This is a genomic window from Pseudarthrobacter sp. NamE2 (assembly GCF_005796205.1).
Lineage (GTDB): Bacteria > Actinomycetota > Actinomycetes > Actinomycetales > Micrococcaceae > Arthrobacter.
Genome location: NZ_VAHN01000017.1, coordinates 24,450 through 49,606 on the forward strand (window position 1 = coordinate 24,450; position 25,157 = coordinate 49,606).

A 25,157-nucleotide genomic window follows, 5' to 3' on the forward strand; every position below is an offset into this window, starting at 1 on the left:
GTCGCAGCTAACCGTCCAGCGGCACTCCACGGAGCAACGCCATCGTCCCGCCCACCACGACGGCTGAGGCAAGGAAAACCCCGGCGGCACCAAGCCCTGCCGCGACAATACCGATCGCGCTCGGCAGCACCACCTGCCCCACCCGGTTCCCGGCCAGTCTCAGGGCAAGCGCACGGCCACGCTGTCCTGCCGGAGCCTGGGCCGACAGCCAGGACATGGTGAGGGGCTGGCCGATGCCCAGGCCCAGCCCGAGGACGGCCATAACAACAAACAGCAGCCAGGCCGGCATGGGAATCGCGGCCGCCGCCAAGGCGACGGTGGACACTGCGAGGCTCACCACCAGCAGCCGCATACGGCCGATCCTCCGGGAAATCCGGCCGAGGAGGAGCCGGGAGACCATGGAAAACACCGCCCGGACGGTGAGCATGGCGCCGACTGTGGCGGCGGTCAGGCCGCGGTCGGTGCCGAGCGCCGGGAGATAGACCATGGTCAGGTCCACCACGGCCAGGACGGTGGCGCTGGTGGCCAAAGCGCGGGCAACACCGGGAGCCTTGAGCAATGAGAGAGCACTGGCTTTGCCACCATCGGCTGCAACAGCCTTTCGCTTGCCTGCGCTGACCTCCGCGGAGACCACGAAGGTAGTCACAAAAAGTACCAGGCTCATGCCGACGGACAAGAGGAAGATCGCCTGGGTGTCGGGGCGGACTGAAGCGCCGCCGACCAGGGAAATTGCCATCGGTCCAAGCGCCTGCCCCAGCGATGCCGCGAATGTCAGGTACCCGAAGGCCGAATCCATCCGGGAGGAAGCTGCGTTATTGGCCACCACAGCCTGTTGTCCCACCACGCAGGCCAGCTGGCCGGCGCCCAGCAGGGCGGTTCCGATGACCAGCGCGACGATCGATGAACCCCCCAACAGGAGGAAGGCCGAGCAGGCGAGGACGACGGCGGACCCGATCGCCATCAGCCGGCGTTCACCCAGGCGGTCCACCAGGCCGCCCGTGGGCACGGCGAGCAGCAGGGGAAAGACGGCGTAGCTGGCAGCCAGAAGCCCCAGCGCAAAGCCGGGAACGTCCAGCTCGAGGGCCCGGTAGGTGGCGGCCGGACGGACGAGGAACGTGACGGCCTGGATCAGGGCGGAGTGTGTGAGGAGGGCAGCAGAAGACCGGCGCCCCAGTTCACCGATCATGAAATTCCGGGACCGTTGCCGGACATGGCGCGCAGGGCCGCGTCCCGGGCGGCCATGACATGGTCGAAGGCAATTTTGGCGGCCTTCTCCGGATTGCCGCCCGCCACGGCTTCCACCAGCGTCCGGTGCTGGCTGAGGGCCTGGTCCCGCCGCTCCTGGGTGCTGTTGGTGAAGTGCCGGTACCGCTCCATCTGGCTGGAGACCTGGTCATGGAACCGCCGGGCCCAGGAGTTCCCGGCGGTTCCGGCGATCTTTGCGTGCAGCGCCATTCCCTGCTGCATCGCGTCATCGGCGAACTCCACCACGGCGGCGTTACGGGCAAGGATGCCGTGGAGCGCTTCAATGTCCGCCGCCGTTGCTTTCAGGCAGGCGTTGCGCGCCATCAGGGACTCCATAGCGGCCCGGACCTCGTACAGTTCGGAGATCACGTTCTCGTCCAGCACCGGAACCAGCACACCGCCGGTGGGTTGCTGCTCCAGGAGGTTCTCGGAAATGAGCCGGCGCACGGCCTCCCGCAATGGCGTGCGGCTGACACCGAGCGCCGTCGCCATGGCAGGTTCGTAAATCCGCTCCCCCGGTTTCAGTTGGAGCGTCAGAATCTGCCGTTTCAGCTCGACGTAGGCCACGTGGGCACCGGTGTTCCGGGCGGGGGTATCAGGCACGGGCGCGACCTCCGAAAGAAAAATACTTGTATACATATATACAGTACGAGTTGCGGGGATAACGAAAGGAGGAGACCGCGGCCGCGGTCTCCTCCTTCTTCATTCAAGCCCAGTTGAGCGGAGCAGTCAGGCCTTGCGCGCCTCAAGGTCCTCGAGCGACTTGCCCTTGGTGTCCGAGGACATCAGGGTAGCCACCGTCGAAACCAGGCAGATGCCCAAGGTGACCAGGCCGATGGTGAGCGGGATGTTCGCCGAGCCGGGAGGGGCGATGGCGGTGAAGATGCTCGGGAAGAACGAGGCGATCATCAGGCCGATGTTCTGCGAGACGGCGAACCCGGTCACGCGGATCCGCATGGGGAACTGCTCCTGGAAGAAGGTGGCGAACGTGGCGTTCCACATCTGGAAGAAAATGCCCTGCACAATCACGACGCAGACGAAGACCAGGGGCAGGCTGCCCTGTTCGATCGCCCACAGGTACACCGGCACCAGGAGGCCGCCGGCCATACCCCCGGCTGCCATCAGCGTCCGCCGACCGATCCTGTCCGACAGTGCCCCGAACAGCGGGATGGTGACGACTGCAGCAAGGTTGGCCACCAGGGTTACCCAAAGGAAATCGCTGCTGGAGAAGCCGTTGCCGTACCCTTCCTGGGTGGCGTAGGAGACACCGAAGATGAGGGTGGCCATACCGATGACGTTGGTGAAAGTCATGGCAACACACCGGACCAGGACGCCCGGGCGGGTGCGCAGCAGGTCAATAAGCGGGAACCGCTGCTTCACTTCAGCCTCGCCGGACTGGGCGGCATAGGCGGGCGGCTCCTGCACCCGGCGCCGGATGATGTAGCCGGCAAGGATCACGACGGCGCTGAGCAGGAACGGGAGGCGCCAGCCCCAGGCGCCGAACTGGTCGGCGGGAAGAATCGCGGCGAGCGGAAGCAGCACAGCGGTGGCCAGGATCGAGCCCACTTGGGTGCCCTGCAGGCTGAAGCTGGCAAAGAAACCGCGCTTGGCATCGGGTGAGTGCTCAACGATCATGGCGCTCGCGCCGCCCAGCTCGCCCGCCACCGCAAAGCCCTGGACCAGGCGGAGGATCACCAGGAGGATCGGCGCCAGGATGCCCACCTGGCCGTACGTGGGCAGAAGTCCCACAGCGAAGGTGGCAAAGCCCATCAGCAGCATCGCGAAGACCAGCACGCTCTTGCGCCCGTGCCGGTCACCGTACGCCCCCAGGACCACGGCACCGACGGGGCGGGAAACGTAACCGACGGCGTAGGTGGCGAGTGAGGCGATGATGCCAACCGTCGGGTTCTCGGACGGGAAGAAGATGGTGGGGAAGATCAGCGTTGCCGCCAGCGAGTACAGCGCGAAGTCGTAGTACTCGAGGGCGCTTCCGATCCAGCCGCTCATGGCGGCCTTCCGCGGATCCCGCGCACCACTTCCAGCCGTGCTTGGCCTGGCAATGCTGGTTGGGGTAATGCTCATGGGCAGATGTCCTTCGGCTTCATTGGCAAGGAACCGGAGCAGGCCGGCTTTTGAATCGATTCACCAGTCTAGGAGGTGACGCCGGTTACGTCAATGGGCAAGCGCTATCCCAATGTGTGCACACGAAGCCACGATGTTGAAGCGGTAGCGCCGCATCACTTTGCAAGGCCTCCGGAAGGCCCGGGGCTGTCCGTCCCCCGCTACCGAAAGCGGGCGGGCGCAGCGCTTTGTCGGCGGGCGGGCCTAGACTCGGTGGCATGACCGAAAACAATGAAACCCTGGGCAGCCCCACACCGGAACCGGATGCAGGCCTCAACCGTGACCCCGAGGACTGGGTCACTGGCGACGAACCCATGACAGCGGCGCAGCGCAGCTACCTCGATACACTGGCGCGCGAAGCAGGGGAAGAACTGCCGGCGGATCTCAGCAAGGCTGAGGCATCCAAACACATCGACCGGCTGCAACAGAAAAGCGGCAGGGTGTCAGGGGACGGCGGGAGCTCCGGCGGCTGAACCGCCGGCATAAAAGGAAAGTAGCCTACCAGGCCTGGTGTTCCCGTGTGAGCCCGAAGGGAACGGTCTCGCTCAGTGCCACAGTAAACGTGTTGGCAGTGTGCCGGGTGACCAGGATGCCGTTCCGCCTGTCGGCGAGGGCATGTGCCTTGGCGGCGGTGACGGCGGCGTCGAGTTCGCTGTCCATGCTCTGGCGGTCGGCGACGGTCAGGGTGAGCGGGAAGTTCATGGGTAAAGCCTTTGGCGACGGGGGTCAGTGGTGAGTACAACCACCTGCGCTCCCCCTGGCTGCAGATGCAGTAAGGCACTTTTGCGCCCAGCTCATGGTCCGCCAGCGCTGCAACCCCAGCAACTTGAAAAACCTACTGCCGAGTAACCGCAGGTCAGCGGGGCCGCACGCCTTGCAGCCGCTTTCGAATTACGGTCCATCATGGCGGTCAATTAGAGTTGAACCCGGGGCGAAGGCTGGTTTCAGATGGCTCCAACGCCACAAAACACCCGCCCCGCGGCAGAACCCGGCACCTGCGCAACACTATCCGTGTGCCACGACTGACAAGGATCCCGCCATTTCCACCGACGCTTTCTTCGGCAACCTCACCAGGATCCGCAATGTCATCCTCCCCTCTCCCGCCCGCTCCCGGCTGAACACGGGCCGCGGGCTGCTGGGCGGCTTCATCGTGGTCCACCTCGTTTTCCTCATCTTCGCCGCCTCGCTTTCGCTCCGCGGAGAAGCGTTCAGCGACACCTTCATCTACCGCGACTGGGCCATGGCCGGTTTCGACGACGCCAACCTGTCCGGCGGCCCCAGCCCCTGGGTCTACCCCATCCTCGCGCTCATTCCCATGGCCATTGCCGGTATGGCCGGCCCGGGGCCGTTCTTTTTCCTCTGGGTGCTGATGACCACGCTCCTGAACGGTTGGGCACTCCTCAAACTCACGGGCCGTGGCCGTCACACCGAAGCCATTCCGGCCGGCTGGTGGTGGCTCATCTTCACTTTCCTGATGGGCTGGCTCGGCTTCGCACGGGTGGACGGCCTCACCGCGCCGCTGGTTCTCGTCGCCCTCGCGTACGGCGTGAACCGGCCCTTTATCGCCTCCGTCCTGCTCGCCGTCGGCACTTGGATCAAGGTCTGGCCCGCCGCCGTAATGCTCGCCCTCTTCGCTGTCCTGAAGAACCGTCTGCTGGTGGTGCTGGCAGGGATTACGACGACGGCCTGCGTCGTTGCGCTGGCCGCTGCCGTGAACAGCGTTTCCAAGCTGCTGAATTTCCTCACGCAGCAGGGCGACCGCGGCATGCAGCTGGAAGCCACGTTCACCACGCCCTGGCTCTGGTTGTCGGTTCTGAACGTGGGCGGTTCACGCATGTACATGAACACGGACATCAATTCCATGCAGGTGGACGGCCCGGGCACCGGGGTCATGTCCGTGCTGATGCAACCACTGCTGATCCTCGCCGCCCTGCTGGTGGCGGGCCTGACCTTCTGGGCGCTGCACAACGGAAAGCTGGGCGGCGGCGTGGACAGGACCGAACTGCTCCTGGCCGGTGCACTGACCCTCGCCACCGCGTTCGTCGTCTTCAACAAGGTGGGTTCCCCTCAGTTCATGGTGTGGCTCGCCCCCGCGGTTGCCGTGGGCCTGGCCCACAATTGGCGGGACTGGCGGGTCCCGGCCGCCATGCTGATCGTCATTGCCGTTGCCACGTACTTCATCTATCCCCTGTTCTACGACGCCCTCAGCCACAACAACCCCTGGATGGCCCTGGTGCTGACCATCCGCAACGTCCTGCTGGTGGTCCTGTTCCTTTGGAGCGTCCGCCGGCTGTACTTCCTCGGCAAGAAGGCCCCGGCGGCCGCCCCCGCGCTCAAGGAGTCCTGAGATTTCCACGAGGTTCTTTGACCGCCTGGTCAGCGTCCGCAGCAAAGTCCTTCCCGCCAAGGTGGTGGACTGGTTCGCCCGCCCCTCCAGTGTGTGGTGGGGATTCGCCGTCGTGCACCTGTACTTCCTGGGCTGGATGGCATCCTTCTTCCTGCACGGCGATACCTTCAGTGACACGGAGCAGTACCGTCAGTGGGCCCTGGCCGGCTACAACCCGGAGGACCTGACCGGGAAGATCAGCCCCTGGGTTTATCCGGTGCTGGCGCAGATCCCCATCTTCCTCGCCAACATCGCCGGGCCGAACCTCTACCTGCTCGTGTGGTTCCTGATCATCGCAGCGCTCAACGCGGTCGGGCTTGCCTTCCTGACGCGCGGACCGCGGAAGGTGAGCGGCATCGCCCCTGCCTGGTGGTGGCTGTTCTTCACCGTGTTCATGGGCTACCTCAGCTTCGCCCGGGTGGAGGGCATCACCGCACCCGTCGTGCTGATCGCGCTCCTGTACGCCGCCCAGCGGCCCGTCGTCTCCGGCGTCCTGCTCAGCATTGCCACGTGGATCAAGGTGTGGCCGGCCGCAGTGCTGGCGCCCATCGTGATCGCGAGCGGCAAGCGCGTCCAGGTGGTCCTTTCCGGCGTGGCCGTGACCGCCGTCGTTACCGCCGGGACCTGGATCTCTGGCGGCCTGCCGCACATCCTCGACTTCCTCCTGAACCAAGGCGAACGCGGCATGCAGCTCGAGGCGACGTTCTCCACGCCCTGGGTGTGGCTGAGCGTCTTCAACATCGCCGGCTCCAGGATGGCGGACAACACAGCCATCAACTCCACCGAGGTCTACGGGCCGGGCGCCGGAACCGCAGCGTTCCTGATGCAGCCGCTCCTCATCCTCGCAGCCATCGGGGCCGCCATCCTGCTGGTCCGCGCACTGAACCGCGGTGCCGAGCGTGAGGAACTCTTCCTCGAGGGTTCCCTCATGATGGTTACCGCGTTCATCGTCTTCAACAAGGTGGGGTCGCCGCAGTTCATCATCTGGCTGGCGCCCGTGATCATCGCCGGACTCACCCACGACTGGGAACGGTGGAAGGTCCCGGCGGCGCTCCTGATGGGCATCGCCATCACCACCTTCGTGATCTACCCGCTGTTCTACACCCCGCTGATCCATGCCCACCCGGTTATGGCAGCAATCCTGACCACCCGGAACGTGCTCCTGGTGGTACTGCTGTGGTGGTCGGTACAACGGACGGCAGAGCTGGGCCGCAAGGCTCCGGCGCAGGTTCCGGCCGGGGCCTAGCGCGTTTCGGCCTGGTCCACCGCGTCCTTGCCGACGACGGCCTGCGCACCTTCCGGGCCGCCCGCGGCTGCCCGGCGGGCTGCTTCTGCCCGCTGGGCACGCCACTCCAGCGCCCACTGCCAGCCCCTCCTGGCAAGGTCAAGCGGCCTGCCCTCGATCAGCAGCTTCCGTGTATGCACGTCGAGGAATAGAAGGTAGAACGTGAAGGCGAGCGCAGTGAAGAACGCCAAGGTGGAGGCGTCGATAGGCAGTTCCACGAAGCCCCACACCGAGAGCTGGTCCTGGGCGCCGAACACCACAAAGAACGTCACGCCCACGTAGAGGGACCGGATCTGCCAGTCGTCCCGGATACCGGTTACGGCCAGGAACGGCAGGAACCACAGGATGTACCAGGGCTGGATGATGGGCGACAGCATCACGACGGCGGTGAACGCCAGGGCCATCCGGCGCACCGCCCGGGAGTAGTCACCGCGGAACATCAGCAGCAGGACCAGCGCGATGGCGGTCCACTTCATGCCGGTCCGCAGCCAGGTGGCGAGCGTACCGCCGGGAAGCCCCAGGGCGTTGGCAAGCATCTCCACCTGCTGGCCCAGGAACCCGGACGGCGAATAGCCCGTATACCCGGGGGTGGGGTCCATGATGGCCCACGTCCAGCCAATGCCCAGGCCGTAGGGAATGCCGCTCAGGAGCAGGACGCCGAAACTGAGGGCCGCCGTCGCGCCCCACATCAGGAACCTGCGCGGCCAGGAAGCGTACGGTCCCGCCCACATCACACCGAGGAACGGCAGCAGGAGGACGGTAATGGGCTTGATCCCGATGGATGCCGTCACCAGCAGGATGCCCAGGATGTACCGGCGGGTGGCGGCCAGGTAGACACCGGCCACGGCCAGGCCCACCATCAGGGCGTCGTTATGGGCGCTGGCGATGAAACTGATCAGGAACAGCGGGTTGGCCACCGCGATCCACAAGGCGCGCGCTCCGTTGATACCGTGCAGCTCGGCGAGCTTGGGCACGTAAATGACGCACAACAGGACTCCTGCGCCGGCCAGCAGGCGGAAGAGCAGGACGGAAATATCGGGCTGCGCACCGGTCAAGCCCACCACGGCCCGTGCCAGCCACAGGAAGTACGGCCCGTAGGGGGTCCGGTTCTCCGCCCAGGCAGGGTCGGCGCCCAGCGAGAACCAGTTGCTGAGCGTGGAGATGCCCGCCTCGTAGGGGTTCTGGCCCTCCTGGACCAGCCGCCCCTGTCCGGTGTAGGCGTAGACGTCCCGGGAGAAGACCGGCACGCAAAACAGCAACGGCAGGGACCACGCGGAGATGGCGGTCACCACGGACCGCAGCGACGACTTTCCCCACTCCGCGAGGCGCTGCCCCAGCCGCAGCCAGGACCGCATCAGCACCATGGCGCCAACAGTCAGCAAGACGGTGGAGACGGTGACGCCCCAGCCCTCGGTGCGGAGCGCGATGACCACCGGCTGGCGGATCATGGGTGACCCCGGGGCAATCCAGCCGGTTCCGATCGAGCCGACGAACATCATGAGGGCGCCGATGAATCCTTCGATGGTGGCCAGGTAGGCGCGGCCTGTGGCGGGCGCGGACGACTTTACCGGCGCGGCCGGCGCGCTCTCCGAAGTCCCGACGTATGGCCCGCCTGAAGTCATGATTGTGTCTGGTCCCCTACTTCGTTACGGCGCTGGCTGGACCAGCAAGAAAGGCCGCCCTGCAACCCGCCTATTTTATCAGCAGGCCTCCAGGCCGCCGGGGCCGGCGCAATCTTCCGTCCGGTAGTGTTGCATGCGCAGCCGAGAGCCACCGGCGCATGTTTTCTCCACCCAACTGCCTCCACGACCGGGGCTGGACCTGTGCGCAACACGGCGCGCAGAACGTTGCCCACCTGCTCTTCCGCCAAGAGCCAAAATCCCTGGAGTTGATCCTTGGCCGTCGCCGACCGCCCCCGCCCTCTTCGGCAACCGATGACCGTTTTATCAGCATTGCGCTCTCCGCGGCAGCTCTCGCGCGAGGTACTGGCCGGAATGGTCACTACCCTCGCCCTCGTCCCGGAAGTCATCTCGTTCTCGGTCGTCGCCGGAGTGGATCCGATGGTAAGCCTTGTCGCCTCCATCGTCCTGGCTGTGGCCATGTCGGTCCTGGGCGGCCGGCCCGGCATGGTGACGGCGGCGGCCGGCTCCGTTGCCCTCGTCATCGCGCCACTGGTCCACGAACACGGGGTCCAGTATGTCCTGCCGACGGTCCTCCTGGCCGGGGTGATCCAGGTCGTCTTTGGCTTGGCAGGCCTGGCGCGCCTGATGCGGTTCATCCCGCGGTCCGTGATGATCGGCTTCGTCAACGCCCTGGGTGTGCTGATTTTCATGGCACAGGTGCCGCACGTGCTCAACGTCCCGTTGATTGCCTACGCCCTGTTCGCCCTGACATTGGCCATTATTTTCCTCCTGCCGCGGTTCACCAAGGTGGTCCCCTCCCCGCTGGCGGCGATCGTCGTCGTCACAGCGATCGTCATCATCGCCGGCCTCACGGTTCCGAACGTTTCGGACGAGGGCCCGCTCACGGGCCGGATGCCCGGGATCACGCCTTTCCTTGCTCCGCTCGACGTTGAAACTCTCAAGCTGATCCTGCCCACCGCGCTCAGCGTGGCGTTTGTCGGCCTGATGGAAACGCTCCTGACGGCAAGACTCGTCGACGACATCACGGACACCCCCTCCCACAAGGGACGCGAATCGTGGGCCCTGGGCGTCTCGAATATCTTTGCCGGCTTCTACGGCGGCATCGCCGGGTGCGCGATGATTGGCCAGACCGTCCTCAACGTGAAGACGGGCCAGGCGCGCACCCGCATCTCAACCCTCGTGGCCGGGGTGTTCCTGCTGGCCCTGGTGACGGGCCTTAGTCCGGTCATGGGCCAGATCCCCATGGTCGCCCTTGCCGCGGTGATGATGGTGGTTGCTGTTACCACCATCGACTGGCACAGCGTGAAGCCGTCCACGCTGAAAAGGATGCCTCTGCCGGAGACGATCGTTATGGGTATGACCGTGGCCGTCGTGGTCCTCACCGGGAACCTTGCCTACGGCGTCCTGGTGGGCGTTGTCCTCGCGATGGTGCTGTTCGCACGCCGGGTGGCGCACGTCATCAACGTTGAACGGACCGTGGCGGCGGATGGCCGGAGCGTGCGCTACGAGGTGGTGGGGCCATTGTTCTTCGGCAGCAGCAACGACTTGGTGGAGCATTTCGCCTACGCCGATGACCCGGAGTCCGTGACGATCGACCTCGGCCGGGCCCAGATCTGGGATGCTTCGACCGTCGCCGCCCTTGACTCCATAGAAGCGAAGTACGGTTCCCACGGCGCCACGGTGACCATCCAGGGCCTTGACCAGCGCAGCACTGCCTTCCACCGCCGGCTCAGCGGCCATCTCAGCGCTGACGGATGACTCCTAACTAAGTTCAGACGCGCTCGAAAGAATGTAGTCCGGAGCAGCATCGCCATCCATTGCTCCCGGACCATGATTCGGCCGTGCGCGTGGCGGCCCCACAGATCCTCTGTGGATAAGTTGCGCTTCCAGGACGGGTGAGCCGTTGGCGGATTTCCGCCCTTGAATCTGGTGAATCAGAGCGGTGGCAGCGGCCACGCCCATGTCATAGACAGGTTGGGCTATGACTGTCAGGGGAGGCGTGGTGAGGCGCGTCCAGGCGAAGTCGTCATACATCAGGAACGAAACGTCCTCGGGGATTGAGAGGCCAAGTTCCTGGACAGCCCCAAGCACGCTGAGTGCGATGAGCCCGTCCGACGCCACGACGGCGGTAGCCGGGTCGGGCAGGGAGAGGAGTTCGCGCGTGATGTTTCGGATGGAGTCTGCGTCTCCGGCATTAAGCCGGACCAGGTCGTAGGGAAATGGGAGCCCGTTATCCGAGAACGCCCGCTTCATCCCCTCCAGGCGCTCCGAGATCTGCGATGAATCGACCTGCGTTGCTTCGCTGAACGGTGATTCCGCCTTCAAGGTGGAAATGAAGGCAACCCTTCGGTGGCCGAGGTCCAAGAGGTATTGGGTCGCCACGTGGGAGATGCCTGTCGTGTTGACGGCGATGGTCTCAACAGGGAGTCCTTGCGCGGCCCGGTCAAGCAGGACCAAGGGCCGCCCTGTTTCATAAACCCGCTGCAGATGTTGTGTCTCTGCCGATGAAGCAGGAGCCACAATAAGGCCGTCGACCCGCTTGTCCAGCAGAACCTGGACGGCATCGATTTCCGCGTCCTGCTCCTCGTCGGTATTCACCAGGATGACGTTGTAGCCGCCTTTCTTCGCAGTGTCCGTGATTCCCCTGGTGGCCAGTCCGAAGTGGGGGTTTTCGATATCCCCGACCACCACGCCTATGGTGTGGGATTTTCCCGTGTTCATGCTGCGGGCGAGTTCGTTGGGGCGGTAGGACAGTTCTTCGGCAGCCGCCAGGACCCGCTCCCGGACGTCGTCGCTGACGGCCCCGTAATTACCAAGTGCGCGGGCAGCCTGGGCCTTGGAGACGCCGGCTGCCCGGGCAACGTCAGCTACGGTGACGTCGCGGCGCCGCGAATTGTTGCTGCTCATTTCTGCCTTTCCAAACGGTGGCCTTGACGGCCCATGTGGCTTGCGTTACATTCTTTACCAACCCCGATGTGAGCCCGGTCTCAACCCTAGCGAATGAGACCGGACTCAGCAAGCGAATGCAATCACAAGCAGATGCAATTGAAGGCCGACGGCCACCCTCTTCCCACGATAGGAAAAACTTTGAGCACTCGATTCAAGTTCCGCCCGGCGGCCATGGCCGCTGCCGCCGTCGCAGCTGTCCTGGCACTGTCCGGCTGCGCGGGGTCCACTCCCGCCCAGTCTTCAGCTGATAACCCTTATGGCCTGATCCAGCCGGGCACTGTCCGGGTCGCCAGCCTGGGTGATTCCAAGCCCTACACATTCACTGATGCGCAGGGTAATTTCACGGGTTTTGACGTGGAATTGTTCAAGGACGTAGCCAAGCGGGCCGGAGTGGACAACGTCGTCTTCACCGGCCAGGACTTCTCGGCAATCCTGCCCGCCGTGGCCAACGGCCAGTTCGACGCCGGCGTGGCAGCAATCGGAATCACCGACAAACGCAAGGAAACCGTGGACTTCTCCAACGGCTACCTCGCCGGCTACCTGACCGTCCTGACCACCAAGGACTCCGGCATCAAGGACACCAACGGCCTCTCCGGCAAACGCCTCGGCGTGGTGCAGGGAACCCTGCAGGAAGCCTACGCCGTCAAGAACTTCACCACCGCGAGCCTGGTCCGGTTCCCGGACAACAACTCGGCAATCGCAGCCGTCAACAGCGGATCGGCCGACGCCCACTTCCTGGACTACGAGGCGGCCAAGGACTACACGGAACAGCACGGCCTGGTCAGCGTTGCGGACATCCCGTCCTTCGACGCCCCGGCCGGCTTCGCCGTCGCCAAGGACAAGACCGCCTTCAAGGAAGCCCTGAACAAGGCCCTGGCAGAAGCCATGGAAGACGGCACCTGGAAAACCCTGTACCAGAAGTGGTTCCCCGGCTCGCCGATGCCCGAACAGTACCTGCCCAAAGCCGAGCAAACAGCAACACCGGCACCGGCCTCAACCAAGTAAGCAAGCCGGACACCATCCGACTGCACCCTCCGGGGCGGACCGCAACCACGCGGTCCGCCCGGGATTCACAAGCCAACTACGTCTGAGAGCATCCCATGGACTGGTTAAACACCATCATCCGTACCTTTTTCGACTTCAATGCGATGGCCGAAGTCCTCCCGCAACTCATCGGGGTCGGGCTCGTCAACACGCTGATTATTTCCATCGCCGCGACCATCCTCGGCGTGGTCCTGGGCATGGTGATTGCCGTGATGGGCATCTCCCCCTCCAAATGGCTGCGCGTCCCGGCCCGGATCTACACCGATCTGTTCCGCGGCCTTCCCGCAATCCTGACCATCCTGCTGATCGGCCAGGGGTTCGCCCGGTTCAGCCAGTCGGTCTTCGGGCCCTCACCCTACCCGCTGGGCATCATCGCATTAAGTCTGATCGCAAGCGCCTACATCGGTGAAATCTTCCGCGCCGGCATCCAAAGCGTCGACAAAGGCCAAGGCGAGGCCTGCCGCGCCCTGGGTATGACCTACGCCAAGTCCATGGCCCTGGTGGTTATCCCGCAAGGCATCCGCCGCGTCCTGCCCGCCCTGGTGAACCAGTTCATCGCCATCGTCAAGGACTCCTCACTCGTTTACTTCCTGGGCCTGCTGGTGAGCGAACGGGAACTTTTCCGCGTTGGCCAGGATGCCGCTGTCCTCTCCGGTAACCTCTCTCCGTTGGTGGCCGCAGGCATCTTCTACCTGATCATCACAGTGCCCCTGACCCACCTGGTCAACTACTTCGATGCCAGGTTCCGCACCGGCCGGCGCCGCCCAGCACCGCCCACCAGCGGCCTGAAGGAAGTCAAAGAACTCGATGCGGCATCGCCGCTCATCACCGGGAGCAACACATGAGCCTCACCAACAACACCGCAACCCCCGCCACAGCCCGGGATATCGAGACGTTCCACGGCTCCAGCCTGGAACTGAAGAACCTCACCATGGCCTACGGGGACATCGAAGTCCTCCGGAACGTCAACCTCACCGTGGCGCCAGGGACCACCACCTGCATCATCGGACCTTCCGGTTCAGGCAAATCCACCCTCCTCCGGGGAATCAACCGCCTGCACGAACCCAAGAGCGGGGATGTGCTGCTCGCCGGGAAAAGCGCGCTGCAGGTCAACCCTGACATTCTGCGGGCGCGGATCGGCATGGTTTTCCAGCACTTCAACCTGTTCCCGGATCACACCGCTTTGGAAAATGTGGCTCTGGCCCTCTGGAGCGTGAAGGGAATGCCGAAGGCAGAAGCGCGGGAACGCGCGCGCCGCCGCCTCGCCGAAGTCGGGCTGGCCGAACGGGCAGACCACCGCCCGCGGGACCTCTCAGGCGGGCAGCAGCAGCGCGTTGCGATCGCCCGGGCCCTGGCCATGGAGCCCGAAGTCATGCTGTTCGACGAAGCCACCAGCGCACTCGACCCCGAGCTCGTCAAGGGCGTGTTGAACCTGATGGCAGGACTCGCCAAGCGGGGCATGACCATGGTTGTGGTTACCCACGAAATGGGATTCGCGCGCAAGGTGGCGGACCAGGTCGTCTTCATGGATGAAGGCGAAGTTGTCGAAGCCGGCACCCCCGCCGATCTTTTCGATAATCCAAAGAGCGAACGCCTCCAACGCTTCCTCTCGGAAGTCCTCTGATGAGCCGCGTCACCACATCCCCAATACGCACCGCAGTGGTGGGCTTCGGTGTCTCCGGCAAAGTCTTCCACGCGCCGCTGATCGCAGCCGCTCCCGGCTACTCCCTGGACGTTATCGTCACAGCTGACACCGCCCGTGCGGCCGAAGCGGCCAGGGTTTACCCCACTGCCCGGATCCTTCCAACGCCGGAGGCCCTGTTCTCCCTCAGCAACGACCTCGATCTCGTAATCCTCGGAACGCCGCCCCTTACCCACTTTGATCTTGCCTCGGAAGCGATCGCCCGCGGGCTTCATGTGGTTGTGGACAAGCCGTTTGTCTCCGCGTCGGCCCAAGGCGAAGCCCTGATTGCCCGGGCAGGTGAAGCCGGTGTCCAGCTCACGGTCTTCCAAAACCGGCGCTGGGACGCGGACTTCCTGACGCTTGAAAGGCTGCTGGGAGAAGGCCTGCTGGGTGAAGTCCGCAGCTTTGAATCCCGGTTTGAATGGTGGCGGCCGGAGGGCTTCGGGAACTGGCGCGACACGGCTCCGCTCGCCGAGGGCGGCGGAATCCTCCACGACCTGGGCGCCCACCTGATCGACCAGGCCATCCAATTGTTCGGTCCTGTGGAGGAGACCTACGGCGAGACGGCCAACCACAGCCCTCATCCGGACGCAGCCGACACTGAGGCCTTCGTCTCACTGCTCCATGAATCAGGTGTCCGATCCAGGCTGTGGATGAACGGGATGGCTGCGCAGGTAGGACCTCGCTTCCACGTTCTCGGTTCCAGGGCCGGCTATACCAAATGGGGACTGGACACCCAGGAACCGGTCCTCGCAGCGGGTATGTCGCCGCTTGATGCCTCCTATGGAGTGGAGCCCCAGGACGCTTGGGGGGTCCTGGGAATCGACGGCAACACCATGGCGGTCCAAGCAGAAACAGGGGGCTACCCGCGGTTTTACGCCGCGCTGGCTGCCGCTCTTCGCGGCGAGGGCAACGTGCCCGTCGACCCGGCCCAGTCCCTTGAGGTCCTTCGAATCATCGAAAAGATCCACGCCTTCGCCTAGGCGCAACCAGGCAACGCAAAAGCAGTGGCACAGACCCCTGCCGCAACGATCGTTCCAAGAACATCCAGAAAGGGAGAACCATGTCCTCCACACCCCCAGCCAAACACGTCGTTGTCATCGGTGGCGGCATCCTCGGCGCGTCGACCTGCATGCACCTCGCCCGGGGCGGCGCGGAAGTGACGCTCGTGACAGCCGGCCCGCTCGCGAACGGGGCCTCCGGCCGCTCGATCGCGTGGCTTAACTCATCGGGCGCCCGCTCGGCTGAATACCACTACCTGCGGATGCTCGCCATCGACCGATACCGCACCTGGAGTGCGCACCATCCCGAGAGCCGCAGCTACATCCGCTTCGACGGCGCATTGAAGTGGGCCGGCCCCGGGGAAACCTTCCGGGATACCTTCGCCTTCGAGCGGTCAACCGGTTACCACTCCCTTTGGGTCGACCGCGCAGATGTGGCCCGGCTCGCGTCCGATGTCAATGCAGAGGCAGTGGCGGAAGAAGGAGCAATTTACAATCCGGGGGAAGGGTGGGTGAACATGCCCGACTTCATCCCGGCCCTGGTGGCTGAAGCAACAGCCTGCGGCGCGAACATCATCGAGAATGCCGGCGACGTGCGGGTCGACGTTCAGGGCGGCGCCGCGGTCGGCGTGATCCTCGGCGACGGGATGCGGCTGGCTGCAGATCAGGTAGTGCTCGCCACCGGTGGTGAAGTCCCTGCCCAGCTTGCCGCCTTGGGCGTAACGGTGCCAGACGCCACCCCGGCCGCCTTCGTGCTGTTCACCGATCCGATCGACTTCGAAGTGAAAACGGTGCTCAACACCCCGCGGGTCGCCGTACGCCCCACCCCCGACGGCCGCCTCGTACTCGACGCCGATTGGGCAGAGCAGTCGGTGATTGTTGAGGACGACGGCTCCTTCACCATTCCGGAGGGATCGGTACGGGGTCTGCTTGACGAAGCATCAAAGGTGCTTGCCGGCAACCCGCGGCTTACCGCGCAGAAAGTGGGAGCTGGACTGAAACCCATTCCGGGCGACGGTGAACCGGTTGTGGGCCCGGTCCCCGCGATCGCAGGCCTTCACACGGTATTCACCCATTCAGGTGCAACGCTCGGGCTCATCCTCGGCGAACTCCTCGCCGAGGAGATCATCACGGGGAACCCGTCTCCCGTACTTAAGGCATTCCGCCTCGAGCGCTTCAACACCGGTGCCGCCACGGAGACCGTGAGCACAGGCGCCTGGGCCCCTGTATCCCAGAGCTAGGTATCGCGAAGCCAGGAAACAGGCACGGGGAGTGACGGCAACCTGCCCACCGCTCCCCGTGCCCGTACCACCCTGGCCCTGTGGGCGACGGTGCTTGCTACATACGGGGAGGAGGACCGACGGAGTCCCGCTTGTTAAGCCGCGCCTCCAATACATTGTGCTTCGGAACGGATGCCTCCCCGGCGATCCTGGCAAGGAGAAGTTCCGCTGCCAGCGAGCCGATGCGGTGCACCGGTTGGTGGATTGCTGTTATCGCCGGTTGCATGAATGTCATCCACTCAAGGTCATCGAAACAGACCACGGAAAGCTGGTCAGGGACTTTGAGCTTGAGGCTGGCTATGGCCTGCATGAGTCCGTGGGCCATGGTCCCGTCCGCGGCAAAGACGGCCGTCGGACGGTGCCCGTACTCGAGAAGCCGGATGGCTTCACTGCGTGCAGCCTCCGAGGAGTACGCGCCGGCGCGGCGAATGAGGCGGGTCTGCACGGGGACGCCGGCGTCTCGATGAGCGTCGAGATATCCGAGCAGCCGCTGCCAGCTCGGATAGAGCGTTTCGGCCGCGACAGGGGAATATGGCGCTTGGGCAACAAAGTCCTCCAGGCTGGCGCTCTCCGTCTGCTCAAGCTCAGCGATGATGCCTATTCGTTTGTGGCCCGTTTCCAACAGATGCGCGATTGCTTCACGGGCGGCGCCACGGTTGTCCACAGTCACTGAGTCTGCCGCCAAATCGTAGGCTGCCCGGTCTACTTGGACTGTCGGAATACCACCGGCTATGAGACTGCGCAGATGTTCCGGCCCCTGGACGTCGCAGGGACTGATGATGAGTCCGTCGACGCGTTTTTCCAGGAGCAGTTGGACAGCTTCCCTCTCACGTTCGAGGTTCTCGTCACTGTTGGTGAGAATAACACCGAATCCGCGCGGTCTTGCCACGTCGCCGATCCCGCGCAGGACCCGGGCATAAAAGGCGTTGTCGATGTCAGCGGCTACTACCCCTATGGTTTGACTCCTGCCAGTGACAAGGCCGCGGGCGAGGGTATTTGGCTTGTAGCCCAGCTTGCGGGCCGCAGCTTCAACTCGCGTTGCCACCTCGCTGCTGGCGTAACCGTAACCGCCAAGGACCCTCCCGGCGGTAGCCGTGCTGACGCCAGCCTCAGCCGCGACCTGGGTGATAGTCACCCTGGGGGGTGGCGTCATAACAGTCCTTCCGTGAAAGTGTTCCAGTCTGTGCGTGTCTGCCCGGAGCCGGGGTCAGTAGCTTACCTTCCACATGTAACTGTCCACGCCGTCACCCAAGCTGGCGGGTTCCGCGGCGGAGCGAGGGCCCCGGGGACAGTCCTTTAGGATCCGTTGGTGACGGCAGGGGGATAGCGGTGAGCGATTCCCCCCTTCCGAAGGCCCCGAGCCTGCTGCACGTGAGGGCGGAGGCTTCCGAGGCCATGGCCATCACTTCCTGGGGATGTCCTGCCGCCAGGAGGCCTGTCAACACGTTGGCGATGAATGTGTCACCGGCGCCCAGGGTGTCCACCAAAGCGGTCTTCGCCGCAGTGACCTGATAGGTGTTTTCTTCTCCTACCAAAACGGCTCCATCTGCTCCACGCGTCACCAGCGCCCAGGTCGCGCCAAGGACGACGGCCTGCCGGCCGAGATCAAGCGCTGCTGCGCCGGTGAGATCTCCTCCCGAGAAGGAGGCGAGGTAGCAGTGCGGGGCTACCGTGGCCAAGAAACCAATGTCCCTGTTGGTTGAAAAATCGAAGGACAACCTTGAAACAGCTGCAAGGTCCGGCACCACACCCTGGAGCAGGCTGGAGACGCTGAGGTGGACGGCATCAAAATCAGACGCCGACGAAATGAAGCCACCATCAAGTTCGGCGCGGGAGACTCCCAGGCCGACTTCCCGGAACACCCTGTCCCCGTTGTTCCGGCCAATGACACAGTAGGCGGTGCTGCCGGGCCGGACCTGCACCATGTCAGTGGACACCCCTTCAAGTGTCAAAGAGTTCAGGATGAGAGCACCTGCAGAATCCGTGCCCACTGTCCCGGCATAGGCCGCTTTGGCTCCAGCGCGGCGTGCGAAAACCGCCACATTCACCGCATTGCCCCCTGCGAAAACCTGCCCCTCATCCATATAGCAGTCAATGACGTTGTCCCTGGCTGTCAGTATCGAAACCATGACGCCTCCCGAGTAATCATTCCCAAACAATAAGAGAACGTTCTCAGATTGTCGAGCCCAAAAACCCACCCTTGACCATCAAGCTCCCGAACTGTACCTTGGCAAACTATGAAAACGCTCTCACATTTTTCTGAGAGTGACGCAGCTTCTTCGCAGATCGGATAAACCATGCACGCCCACCGCTCAAAAAAATTCCGTCCAGGCATGGCAATGGCGGCCGCGGCAATAATCGCCAGCCTCGTCACGGCATGCGCCGGCACTCCCTCGTCAGCTCCCTCGGAGGACAACCCCTACGACCTCATCCAGCCGGGCACCGTCCGGGTGGCCGGCGTCGGCGACTTGAAGCCCTACGCATTCACTGATGCGCAGGGTAATTTCACGGGTTTTGACGTGGAATTGTTCAAGGACGCAGCCAAGCGGGCCGGAGTGGACAACGTCGTCTTCACCGGCCAGGACTTCTCGGCGATCCTGCCCGCCGTGGCCAACGGCCAGTTCGACGCCGGCGTGGCAGCAATCGGAATCACCGACAAACGCAAGGAAACCGTGGACTTCTCCAACGGCTACCTCGCCGGCTACCTGACCGTCCTGACCACCAAGGACTCCGGCATCAAGGACACCAACGGCCTCTCCGGCAAACGCCTCGGCGTGGTGCAGGGAACCCTGCAGGAAGCCTACGCCGTCAAGAACTTCACCACCGCGAGCCTGGTCCGGTTCCCGGACAACAACTCGGCAATCGCAGCCGTCAACAGCGGATCGGCCGACGCCCACTTCCTCGACTACGAAACGGCCAAGGACTACACGGAACAGCACGGCCTGGTCAGCGTCGCCGACATCCCGTCCTTCGACGCCCCGGCCGGCTTCGCCGTCGCCAAGGACAAGACCGCCTTCAAGGAAGCCCTGAACAAGGCCCTGGCAGAAGCCATGGAAGACGGCACCTGGAAAACCCTCTACCAGAAGTGGTTCCCCGGCTCGCCGATGCCCGAACAGTACCTGCCCAAAGCCGAGCAAACAGCAACACCGGCACCGGCCGCAACCAAGTAAGCAACTGACCAAGTCTCTGTCCCACGAAAGTAGAGGAATAACAATGACCGACGGCACCTTCATCGGGATACAGCCTGTCAAGGAAATTCCGGGCAACATCCGGGGATCGCAGGAGCACGCCTTGACCCTTTGGTCTGAAATCAGGTCTTACATACTGGGCCTGCCCGAGCTCAGCAGGGTCTATCTTGTCGGCGCCGGAGGCTCCCTTTCCGGACTGCACGCGGCACAGTATTTCCTCGACCGCCGGGCCACCACGCCGGTGACCTCAGTCAACTCTGACGAGTTCTACCATCGTGCCTCGCCGGGAGTGGGACCGGGCGCCCTCGTTATCGCCTTTTCTGCTGCCGGCATGACCCCTGAAACAGCACAGGCAGCGTCCTGGGCACAGGATCGGGGAGCCTCAGTCGCGGCCGTGACCCTTAACGCAGAAGGCACCCTGGCAAACGCTGTCACCAAGGCGTTCGTTGCCAAAACCGGCGACGGCAACCAGATCCTCCTGCAGCTGCTTGCCCTCGCGATCCTGGAACGCGAAGGCCAGGGAGTGGCCGCGGAGCTTTCGGCCCTCAACGCGCTGCCGGCCGCCACGGAAACTGCGGTGCACGCTTTCGAACCCTGCGCCGCCAAAATCGCCGAAAACATGAAGGACGTACCCGTGACGTACCTCATCGCCTCAGGATCCCTGCAGGGCATGGGCAGCACCTTCACCAGCTGCTTCCTGCAGGAAATGCAGTGGATGCATGCAGCAACCATCAACGCGAACGAATTCTTCCAAGGTCCCTTCGAGGTCTTCGACAAAGACACCAAAAGCATCCTGTACCTGCCCGAGGACGAAACCCGTCCCATGGCGGAACGCGCGGACCGCTTCCTCGAGGAGCACAGCGGCGAAACATACCGGGTGGACAGCCGCGACCTCGAACTACCGGGGATTCCCCAAAAACTGCGTGCCTTCGTCGCCCCGCTGGTCTTCTACCCCCTCGCCTTCCGGCTTGCAGCCCACTATGCAGCGGTACGGGGCTACTCACTGGAAGGACGCCGCTACATGTGGCAGTTCGCGTATTAGCAGGACGTAAGGAGCAAGACGGGAAACCAGCACGTGGGGACAGCACCGCGCCTAGAGCATCCGGTCACTGCGGGCGGCGCGATTCCTTCCCAGTGACTTTGCCGTATACAAAGCCGCGTCGGCGGCGGCAATGACGTCGTCCACCCTGGAGGTATCGGCGTCGTATATGGAAATCCCGTAGCTGACGGTCGGCATCTGCATCCCGTCCACGCCGGGCGCTGCAGCCAGGCGGCGGCTGATCTCCTTGGTGATCAGTTCAGCGCGCTCCGCGCTGGCTCCGGGCAGCAGCAGGACGAACTCCTCGCCGCCGTACCGGCCCACCAGGTCCGTGGACCGGACCGTTTCGGTGCAGGCCCCGGCAAAGCGCTGAAGGGCCGTATCCCCGGCGGCGTGGCCGTAGGTGTCATTGACGGCTTTGAAGTGGTCCAGGTCGGCCAGGATCAGGGCGCCGGAGCCGCGGGTGATGGCACGGTCGGACAACAGCTCGGCGGCCAGGTCCAGGAAGGCCTTGCGGTTGAGGAGGCCGGTCAGGTCGTCGCGGGAGGCCACCACGCGAAGGGCGCGCGTCTGCTGCTCACTGCTCAGGGCGGCCATGCTGAAGGAGACCACCACCAGCAGCACCATGGTCACCAGGGTGGTGACCGCCGAGCCGAACACGGTGGTGAAGGTAGACCCGTGCTGCCCCTCCAGCATGAACGCCACCCACCGGAAGAAGTAGAAACCCGCAAGGCCGCCGGCGGACACGGCCATGGGGATTCGTACCCGTGAATAGCCCGGCTCCAGCCGCCACAGCTCACGCGACGCAAGACCGATGCTCACGCTCATGGCCGCCAGGAACACCGGGCCGCCGGACCAGGTGTTGGTGGCCGGATTGTCCAGCACGGACGCCACCAGGACCACCAGCGGGATGCCCGTGAACGCCCACTTGGGCGGCGCCACTGTCCGCAGGGATCGCGCGCCGGCCCAGACCGCTACGCCGCCGTGCACCAGCAGCACGTTCCCCAGCGGATTCGCCCACACCTGGTGGCTGGTCCCGTCCAGCAGGAAGCAGGCGGACCCGGTGAGGAAGAAGATGAGGGCCAGGCACCACCAGCCGCTGTACGGCGAGCGCGTGACGCGGTAGGCGGAGAAATAGAACAGGAAAACCAGCACCAGGGCCATCAGGGCAAAGGCGATGCGAAGGGTCGTGGTGTCCAGAACCATGTCTTCGGAAGACCCCCTGCGCCAAACCCGGTTTGCCCCCAGTATGGCACCGCGGCCGCTCCTGCAGCAGTAACCGTGCATGGCAGCCCGGAAACCGCCTAGGGTGGTCTGTACGCAAGGACCGCCAGGACAGCACCACCGAAAGGCATCCCATGTTCCTTCTCTTCGGCTTGAAAACGGTACTCAAGGCGCTTCCCGGCAAGGCCGCCACCTGCCAGTACTGCCGCCAGTTCGTCCACCACCGGCTGGAGGAAAGGGCCACAAAGTTCACGTTGTTCTTCATTCCGGTGTTCACCACGTCCCGCAAATACACCATCACCTGCACCAACTGCGGCTACGTTTCGTCCATCTCCGCCCGCCAGAAGCGGGCCCTCGAACTGCAGCGGTAGCGGGCGCCGGGAACTTAACCAGATCCAAGTAGAGTTGAACGCACTATGGACGACCCTCCTTCACATATGCCCAGGCCCCTCTGCCACCTGACCGGACTACCGGCCACGATTGGAGAGGGGCGCCCCGATGTATGAATGGATCATGCTCGGCATCGGCCTTGTCCTGACTGTCGGCACCGGCTTCTTCGTCGCCTCCGAGTTCGCCCTGGTGAACCTTGACCGGCATGACCTCGAAGCCCGCCAGGCCCGCGGCGAGAAGCGGTTGGGGCCTACCATCAAGGCCCTGAAAATCACCTCGACCCACCTGTCCGGAGCGCAGCTGGGAATCACGCTCACCACGCTCCTTACCGGCTATACCTTCGAGCCCGCGATCAGCCGGATGCTCAATGGACCGCTCACCTCGGCGGGAGTACCGGAAGCCGTGGTTCCCGCTGTCGGCTCCGTGGCCGGCATCTTCCTGGCCACAGTCTTCTCCATGGTGATCGGCGAACTCGTGCCCAAGAACTTTGCCCTCGCCCTGCCGCTGGCCACAGCCAAAGTGGTGGTGCCGTTCCAGGCGCTGTTCACCGCCGTGTTCAAGCCGGTAATCCTGCTGTTCAACAACACGGCCAACCGGATCATCCGCTCCTTCGGCATCGAGCCCAAGGAGGAACTCTCCGGAGCCCGCACTGCGGAAGAGCTGAGTTCCTTGGTGCGCCGCTCTGCCGTCGAAGGCGTCCTGGACCCGGATCATGCCACCCTGCTGCACCGCACCCTCCGGTTCTCGGAGCACAGCGCCGTGGACGTGATGACTCCGCGCGTGCGGATGACCGCCGTCGGACTCGCTGACACGGCGGAGGACATCGTCAACCTGGCCACCGCCACGGGCTACTCCCGTTTCCCGGTGATCGGGCGGGACCGGGACGACGTCCTGGGCGTGCTGCACGTCAAGCAGGCATTCGCGGTGGACCTGGATGAACGCGGCCGCGTGACAGCGGAAAACCTGATGATCCAGCCCCTGCGCGTGCCGGAAAGCATGGGCGTGGACACCCTCCTGGGGTTGCTGCGCCGGCAGGGCCTGCAGGTGGCCATCGTCTCGGACGAGCATGGCGGCACAGCGGGAATTGTCACCCTCGAGGACCTGGTTGAGGAGATCGTGGGCGAACTGGAGGACGAGCACGACCGTGCCCGTGCCGGCGTGGTCCGGGTGGGCAGGTCTGTCACGTTCGACGCCGCCCTCCGCCCTGACGAACTTCTGGATCGCACAGGTATCCAGGTGCCGGACGGCGAGTACGACACCGTGGCGGGCTACGTCACCGACCAGCTGGATCGGCTGCCCGAGCTGGGGGACGAGGTGGAGGTCGACGGCGGCGCGCTCCGTGTGGAGCGAGTGTCCGGTACGTACGTGGAGCGGCTGCGCTATACGCCTGCCGAATCCGGCGAACCCCCGCAGAGCCCGCATGACCGCATCATCGACACCCTTACCCGGGAGCTGACCCATGAGTGAATACCTTCCCGGCATCATCTGGCTGGCCGTGCTGCTGGTGGTGAACGGCTTCTTCGTGGGAGCCGAGTTCGCAGTGATTTCCGCCCGCCGGTCCCAGATCGAACCCAAAGCCGAGGCCGGCAGCAAGGCGGCAAAGACCACCCTGTGGGCCATGGAGCACGCGACGCTGATGCTGGCCACCAGCCAGCTGGGCATTACGGTCTGCTCGCTGGTCATTCTGAATGTGTCCGAGCCGGCCATCCACCACCTGCTGGAAATCCCGCTGGCGCTGACGCCGCTCTCCCCGGACGCCATCGGCATCATCGCGTTCGTCACCGCCCTGCTGCTGGTGACGTTCCTGCACGTGGTGCTGGGCGAGATGGTGCCCAAGAACATATCGTTCTCGGTGCCCACCCGCGCCGCCCTGATCCTGGCTCCCCCGCTGGTGATGGTGGCCCGAATCTTCAAGCCGGTGATCTGGACCCTGAACGGGATAGCCAACGCCATTCTGCGGCTCTTCCGGGTTGAGCCCAAGGATGAGGCCACCAGCGCCTACACCCTGGACGAGGTGGCCAATATCGTAGAACAGTCCACGAGGGACGGCGTGCTCACGGACACCAGCGGCACCCTGACTGCCGCATTCGAGTTCACCGCCAAGACGGTGGCGGACGTCCAGGTTCCGCTGGCGGACCTGGTGCTGCTGCCGGAGTCCTCCACTCCGGCCGACATCCAGCAGGCCGTGTCCCGGCACGGCTACTCCCGCTACATCCTGACCAACCACGACCATGAACCCGCCGGGTACCTGCACCTGAAGGACGTCATGGATCTCACCTCGCCGGAAAAGTTCCACCGTCCCGTGCCTGCCAAGCGGATCCGCCGGCTGGCCTCGGCCTTCGCGGAGGCGGAACTGGAGGACGCCCTGGCGTCCATGCGCCGCACCGGCGCCCACGTGGCCCGCGTCTTCGACGCGCAGGGCCGGACCACGGGCGTGCTCTTCCTGGAGGACATCATCGAGGAACTGGTGGGCGAGGTGCAGGACGCCACCAGCGTCTGATTCATCCTGCTGGGGGTGCGGCTTCTTTTTGGAGGCCGCACCCCTTTTTCCGTTGCGGCTTCCTTTGCCCTGGCCGACGACGGCGGCCGCGGCTAGAGTAGGACGCGTTCCCTTGCTGCCGTCCCCGGCAGGCCAGCGGGACGCCGTGAGGAATGGAGGTGGTTTTGATGATTGTTGT

The 25,157-nt window shown here is 64.4% G+C and carries 23 protein-coding genes; 14 read left to right on the forward strand and 9 right to left on the reverse strand.

The features are described from left to right. Positions 1 to 7: 7 nt before the first annotated feature. The 3 genes from FDW83_RS16670 to FDW83_RS16680 form a co-directional block, all read right to left on the reverse strand. The gene (locus FDW83_RS16670) at positions 8 to 1,186 is read right to left on the reverse strand and encodes an MFS transporter (protein WP_138139207.1); all 1,179 of its coding nucleotides are present in this window, start codon (positions 1,184 to 1,186) and stop codon (positions 8 to 10) included. Next, positions 1,183 to 1,848, reverse strand: coding sequence for a GntR family transcriptional regulator (locus FDW83_RS16675; protein ID WP_171027595.1), 666 nt, complete (start codon positions 1,846 to 1,848; stop codon positions 1,183 to 1,185). Before FDW83_RS16675 ends, FDW83_RS16670 begins: the two co-directional genes overlap by 4 nt. A gap of 126 nt (positions 1,849 to 1,974) precedes the next feature. Next, positions 1,975 to 3,327 (reverse strand): MFS transporter, encoded by a 1,353-nt coding sequence (locus FDW83_RS16680; protein ID WP_138139209.1) that lies wholly within the window; start codon positions 3,325 to 3,327, stop codon positions 1,975 to 1,977. A 257-nt stretch (positions 3,328 to 3,584) separates the two neighbouring features. Here FDW83_RS16680 and FDW83_RS16685 point away from each other — a divergent pair, with 257 nt between their 5' ends. Next, positions 3,585 to 3,839 (forward strand): DUF3072 domain-containing protein, encoded by a 255-nt coding sequence (locus FDW83_RS16685; RefSeq protein WP_138139210.1) that lies wholly within the window; start codon positions 3,585 to 3,587, stop codon positions 3,837 to 3,839. Positions 3,840 to 3,864: 25 nt separating this feature from the next. On the opposite strand, the gene FDW83_RS16690 is transcribed toward FDW83_RS16685, so the two are convergent. After that, positions 3,865 to 4,068: a hypothetical protein gene (locus FDW83_RS16690; protein WP_138139211.1), complete on the reverse strand. Its 204-nt coding sequence runs from the start codon at positions 4,066 to 4,068 to the stop codon at positions 3,865 to 3,867. 337 nt (positions 4,069 to 4,405) lie between these two features. On the opposite strand from FDW83_RS16690, the gene FDW83_RS16695 reads away from it, so the two are divergent. Then, entirely contained in the window at positions 4,406 to 5,713 is a 1,308-nt protein-coding gene (locus FDW83_RS16695) for a glycosyltransferase family 87 protein (protein ID WP_138139249.1), read from the forward strand. 61 nt (positions 5,714 to 5,774) lie between these two features. Beyond that, positions 5,775 to 6,998, forward strand: coding sequence for a glycosyltransferase 87 family protein (locus tag FDW83_RS16700; RefSeq protein ID WP_171027596.1), 1,224 nt, complete (start codon positions 5,775 to 5,777; stop codon positions 6,996 to 6,998). Here FDW83_RS16700 and mptB read toward each other — a convergent pair. Further along, positions 6,995 to 8,659: a polyprenol phosphomannose-dependent alpha 1,6 mannosyltransferase MptB gene (gene mptB / locus FDW83_RS16705; RefSeq protein ID WP_240721026.1), complete on the reverse strand. Its 1,665-nt coding sequence runs from the start codon at positions 8,657 to 8,659 to the stop codon at positions 6,995 to 6,997. The genes FDW83_RS16700 and mptB overlap by 4 nt on opposite strands. Before the next feature lie 312 nt (positions 8,660 to 8,971). Between mptB and FDW83_RS16710 the strand changes: the two genes are divergently transcribed. After that, positions 8,972 to 10,438, forward strand: coding sequence for a SulP family inorganic anion transporter (locus FDW83_RS16710; protein WP_138139213.1), 1,467 nt, complete (start codon positions 8,972 to 8,974; stop codon positions 10,436 to 10,438). 3 nt (positions 10,439 to 10,441) lie between these two features. Here FDW83_RS16710 and FDW83_RS16715 read toward each other — a convergent pair whose 3' ends face one another. Continuing rightward, entirely contained in the window at positions 10,442 to 11,587 is a 1,146-nt protein-coding gene (locus FDW83_RS16715) for a LacI family DNA-binding transcriptional regulator (protein WP_138139214.1), read from the reverse strand. 213 nt (positions 11,588 to 11,800) lie between these two features. On the opposite strand from FDW83_RS16715, the gene FDW83_RS16720 reads away from it, so the two are divergent. The 5 genes from FDW83_RS16720 to FDW83_RS16740 all read left to right on the forward strand — a co-directional run bounded on the left by FDW83_RS16720 (position 11,801) and on the right by FDW83_RS16740 (position 16,599). Next, positions 11,801 to 12,634, forward strand: coding sequence for an ABC transporter substrate-binding protein (locus FDW83_RS16720; protein ID WP_240721030.1), 834 nt, complete (start codon positions 11,801 to 11,803; stop codon positions 12,632 to 12,634). Between the two features lie 95 nt (positions 12,635 to 12,729). Further along, positions 12,730 to 13,518, forward strand: coding sequence for an amino acid ABC transporter permease (locus FDW83_RS16725; RefSeq protein ID WP_138139216.1), 789 nt, complete (start codon positions 12,730 to 12,732; stop codon positions 13,516 to 13,518). Next, on the forward strand, positions 13,515 to 14,297 hold the full coding sequence (locus FDW83_RS16730) for an amino acid ABC transporter ATP-binding protein (protein ID WP_138139217.1): 783 nt from the start codon (positions 13,515 to 13,517) through the stop codon (positions 14,295 to 14,297). The genes FDW83_RS16725 and FDW83_RS16730 overlap by 4 nt, the downstream gene beginning before the upstream one ends. Further along, positions 14,297 to 15,340 (forward strand): Gfo/Idh/MocA family oxidoreductase, encoded by a 1,044-nt coding sequence (locus FDW83_RS16735; RefSeq protein ID WP_138139218.1) that lies wholly within the window; start codon positions 14,297 to 14,299, stop codon positions 15,338 to 15,340. Before FDW83_RS16730 ends, FDW83_RS16735 begins: the two co-directional genes overlap by 1 nt. Positions 15,341 to 15,420: 80 nt before the next feature. Further along, positions 15,421 to 16,599 carry an FAD-binding oxidoreductase gene (locus FDW83_RS16740; RefSeq protein ID WP_138139219.1) on the forward strand — a complete coding sequence of 393 codons (1,179 nt, stop codon included), beginning with the start codon at positions 15,421 to 15,423 and terminating at the stop codon, positions 16,597 to 16,599. A 97-nt stretch (positions 16,600 to 16,696) separates the two neighbouring features. On the opposite strand, the gene FDW83_RS16745 is transcribed toward FDW83_RS16740, so the two are convergent. After that, positions 16,697 to 17,791 (reverse strand): LacI family DNA-binding transcriptional regulator, encoded by a 1,095-nt coding sequence (locus FDW83_RS16745; RefSeq protein ID WP_138139220.1) that lies wholly within the window; start codon positions 17,789 to 17,791, stop codon positions 16,697 to 16,699. A gap of 91 nt (positions 17,792 to 17,882) precedes the next feature. After that, positions 17,883 to 18,767, reverse strand: a complete 885-nt coding sequence (locus FDW83_RS16750; protein WP_138139221.1) for a PfkB family carbohydrate kinase — start codon at positions 18,765 to 18,767, stop codon at positions 17,883 to 17,885. A 204-nt stretch (positions 18,768 to 18,971) separates the two neighbouring features. On the opposite strand from FDW83_RS16750, the gene FDW83_RS16755 reads away from it, so the two are divergent. Beyond that, a complete protein-coding gene (locus FDW83_RS16755; RefSeq protein ID WP_240721027.1) occupies positions 18,972 to 19,808 on the forward strand; it encodes an ABC transporter substrate-binding protein in 837 nt (278 codons plus the stop codon). A 43-nt stretch (positions 19,809 to 19,851) separates the two neighbouring features. Next, positions 19,852 to 20,868, forward strand: a complete 1,017-nt coding sequence (locus tag FDW83_RS16760) for an SIS domain-containing protein (protein ID WP_138139223.1) — start codon at positions 19,852 to 19,854, stop codon at positions 20,866 to 20,868. A gap of 51 nt (positions 20,869 to 20,919) precedes the next feature. On the opposite strand, the gene FDW83_RS16765 is transcribed toward FDW83_RS16760, so the two are convergent. Next, complete coding sequence (locus FDW83_RS16765; protein ID WP_138139224.1) at positions 20,920 to 22,071, reverse strand: GGDEF domain-containing protein; 1,152 nt, start codon at positions 22,069 to 22,071, stop codon at positions 20,920 to 20,922. Positions 22,072 to 22,223: 152 nt separating this feature from the next. Between FDW83_RS16765 and FDW83_RS16770 the strand changes: the two genes are divergently transcribed. From FDW83_RS16770 to FDW83_RS16780, 3 genes are all read left to right on the forward strand, one after another. Further along, the gene (locus FDW83_RS16770; protein ID WP_138139225.1) at positions 22,224 to 22,460 is read left to right on the forward strand and encodes a zinc-ribbon domain-containing protein; all 237 of its coding nucleotides are present in this window, start codon (positions 22,224 to 22,226) and stop codon (positions 22,458 to 22,460) included. A 127-nt stretch (positions 22,461 to 22,587) separates the two neighbouring features. Beyond that, a complete protein-coding gene (locus FDW83_RS16775; RefSeq protein ID WP_138139226.1) occupies positions 22,588 to 23,946 on the forward strand; it encodes a hemolysin family protein in 1,359 nt (452 codons plus the stop codon). Then, positions 23,939 to 24,979 (forward strand): hemolysin family protein, encoded by a 1,041-nt coding sequence (locus tag FDW83_RS16780; RefSeq protein WP_138139227.1) that lies wholly within the window; start codon positions 23,939 to 23,941, stop codon positions 24,977 to 24,979. Before FDW83_RS16775 ends, FDW83_RS16780 begins: the two co-directional genes overlap by 8 nt. Positions 24,980 to 25,157 lie beyond the last annotated feature (178 nt).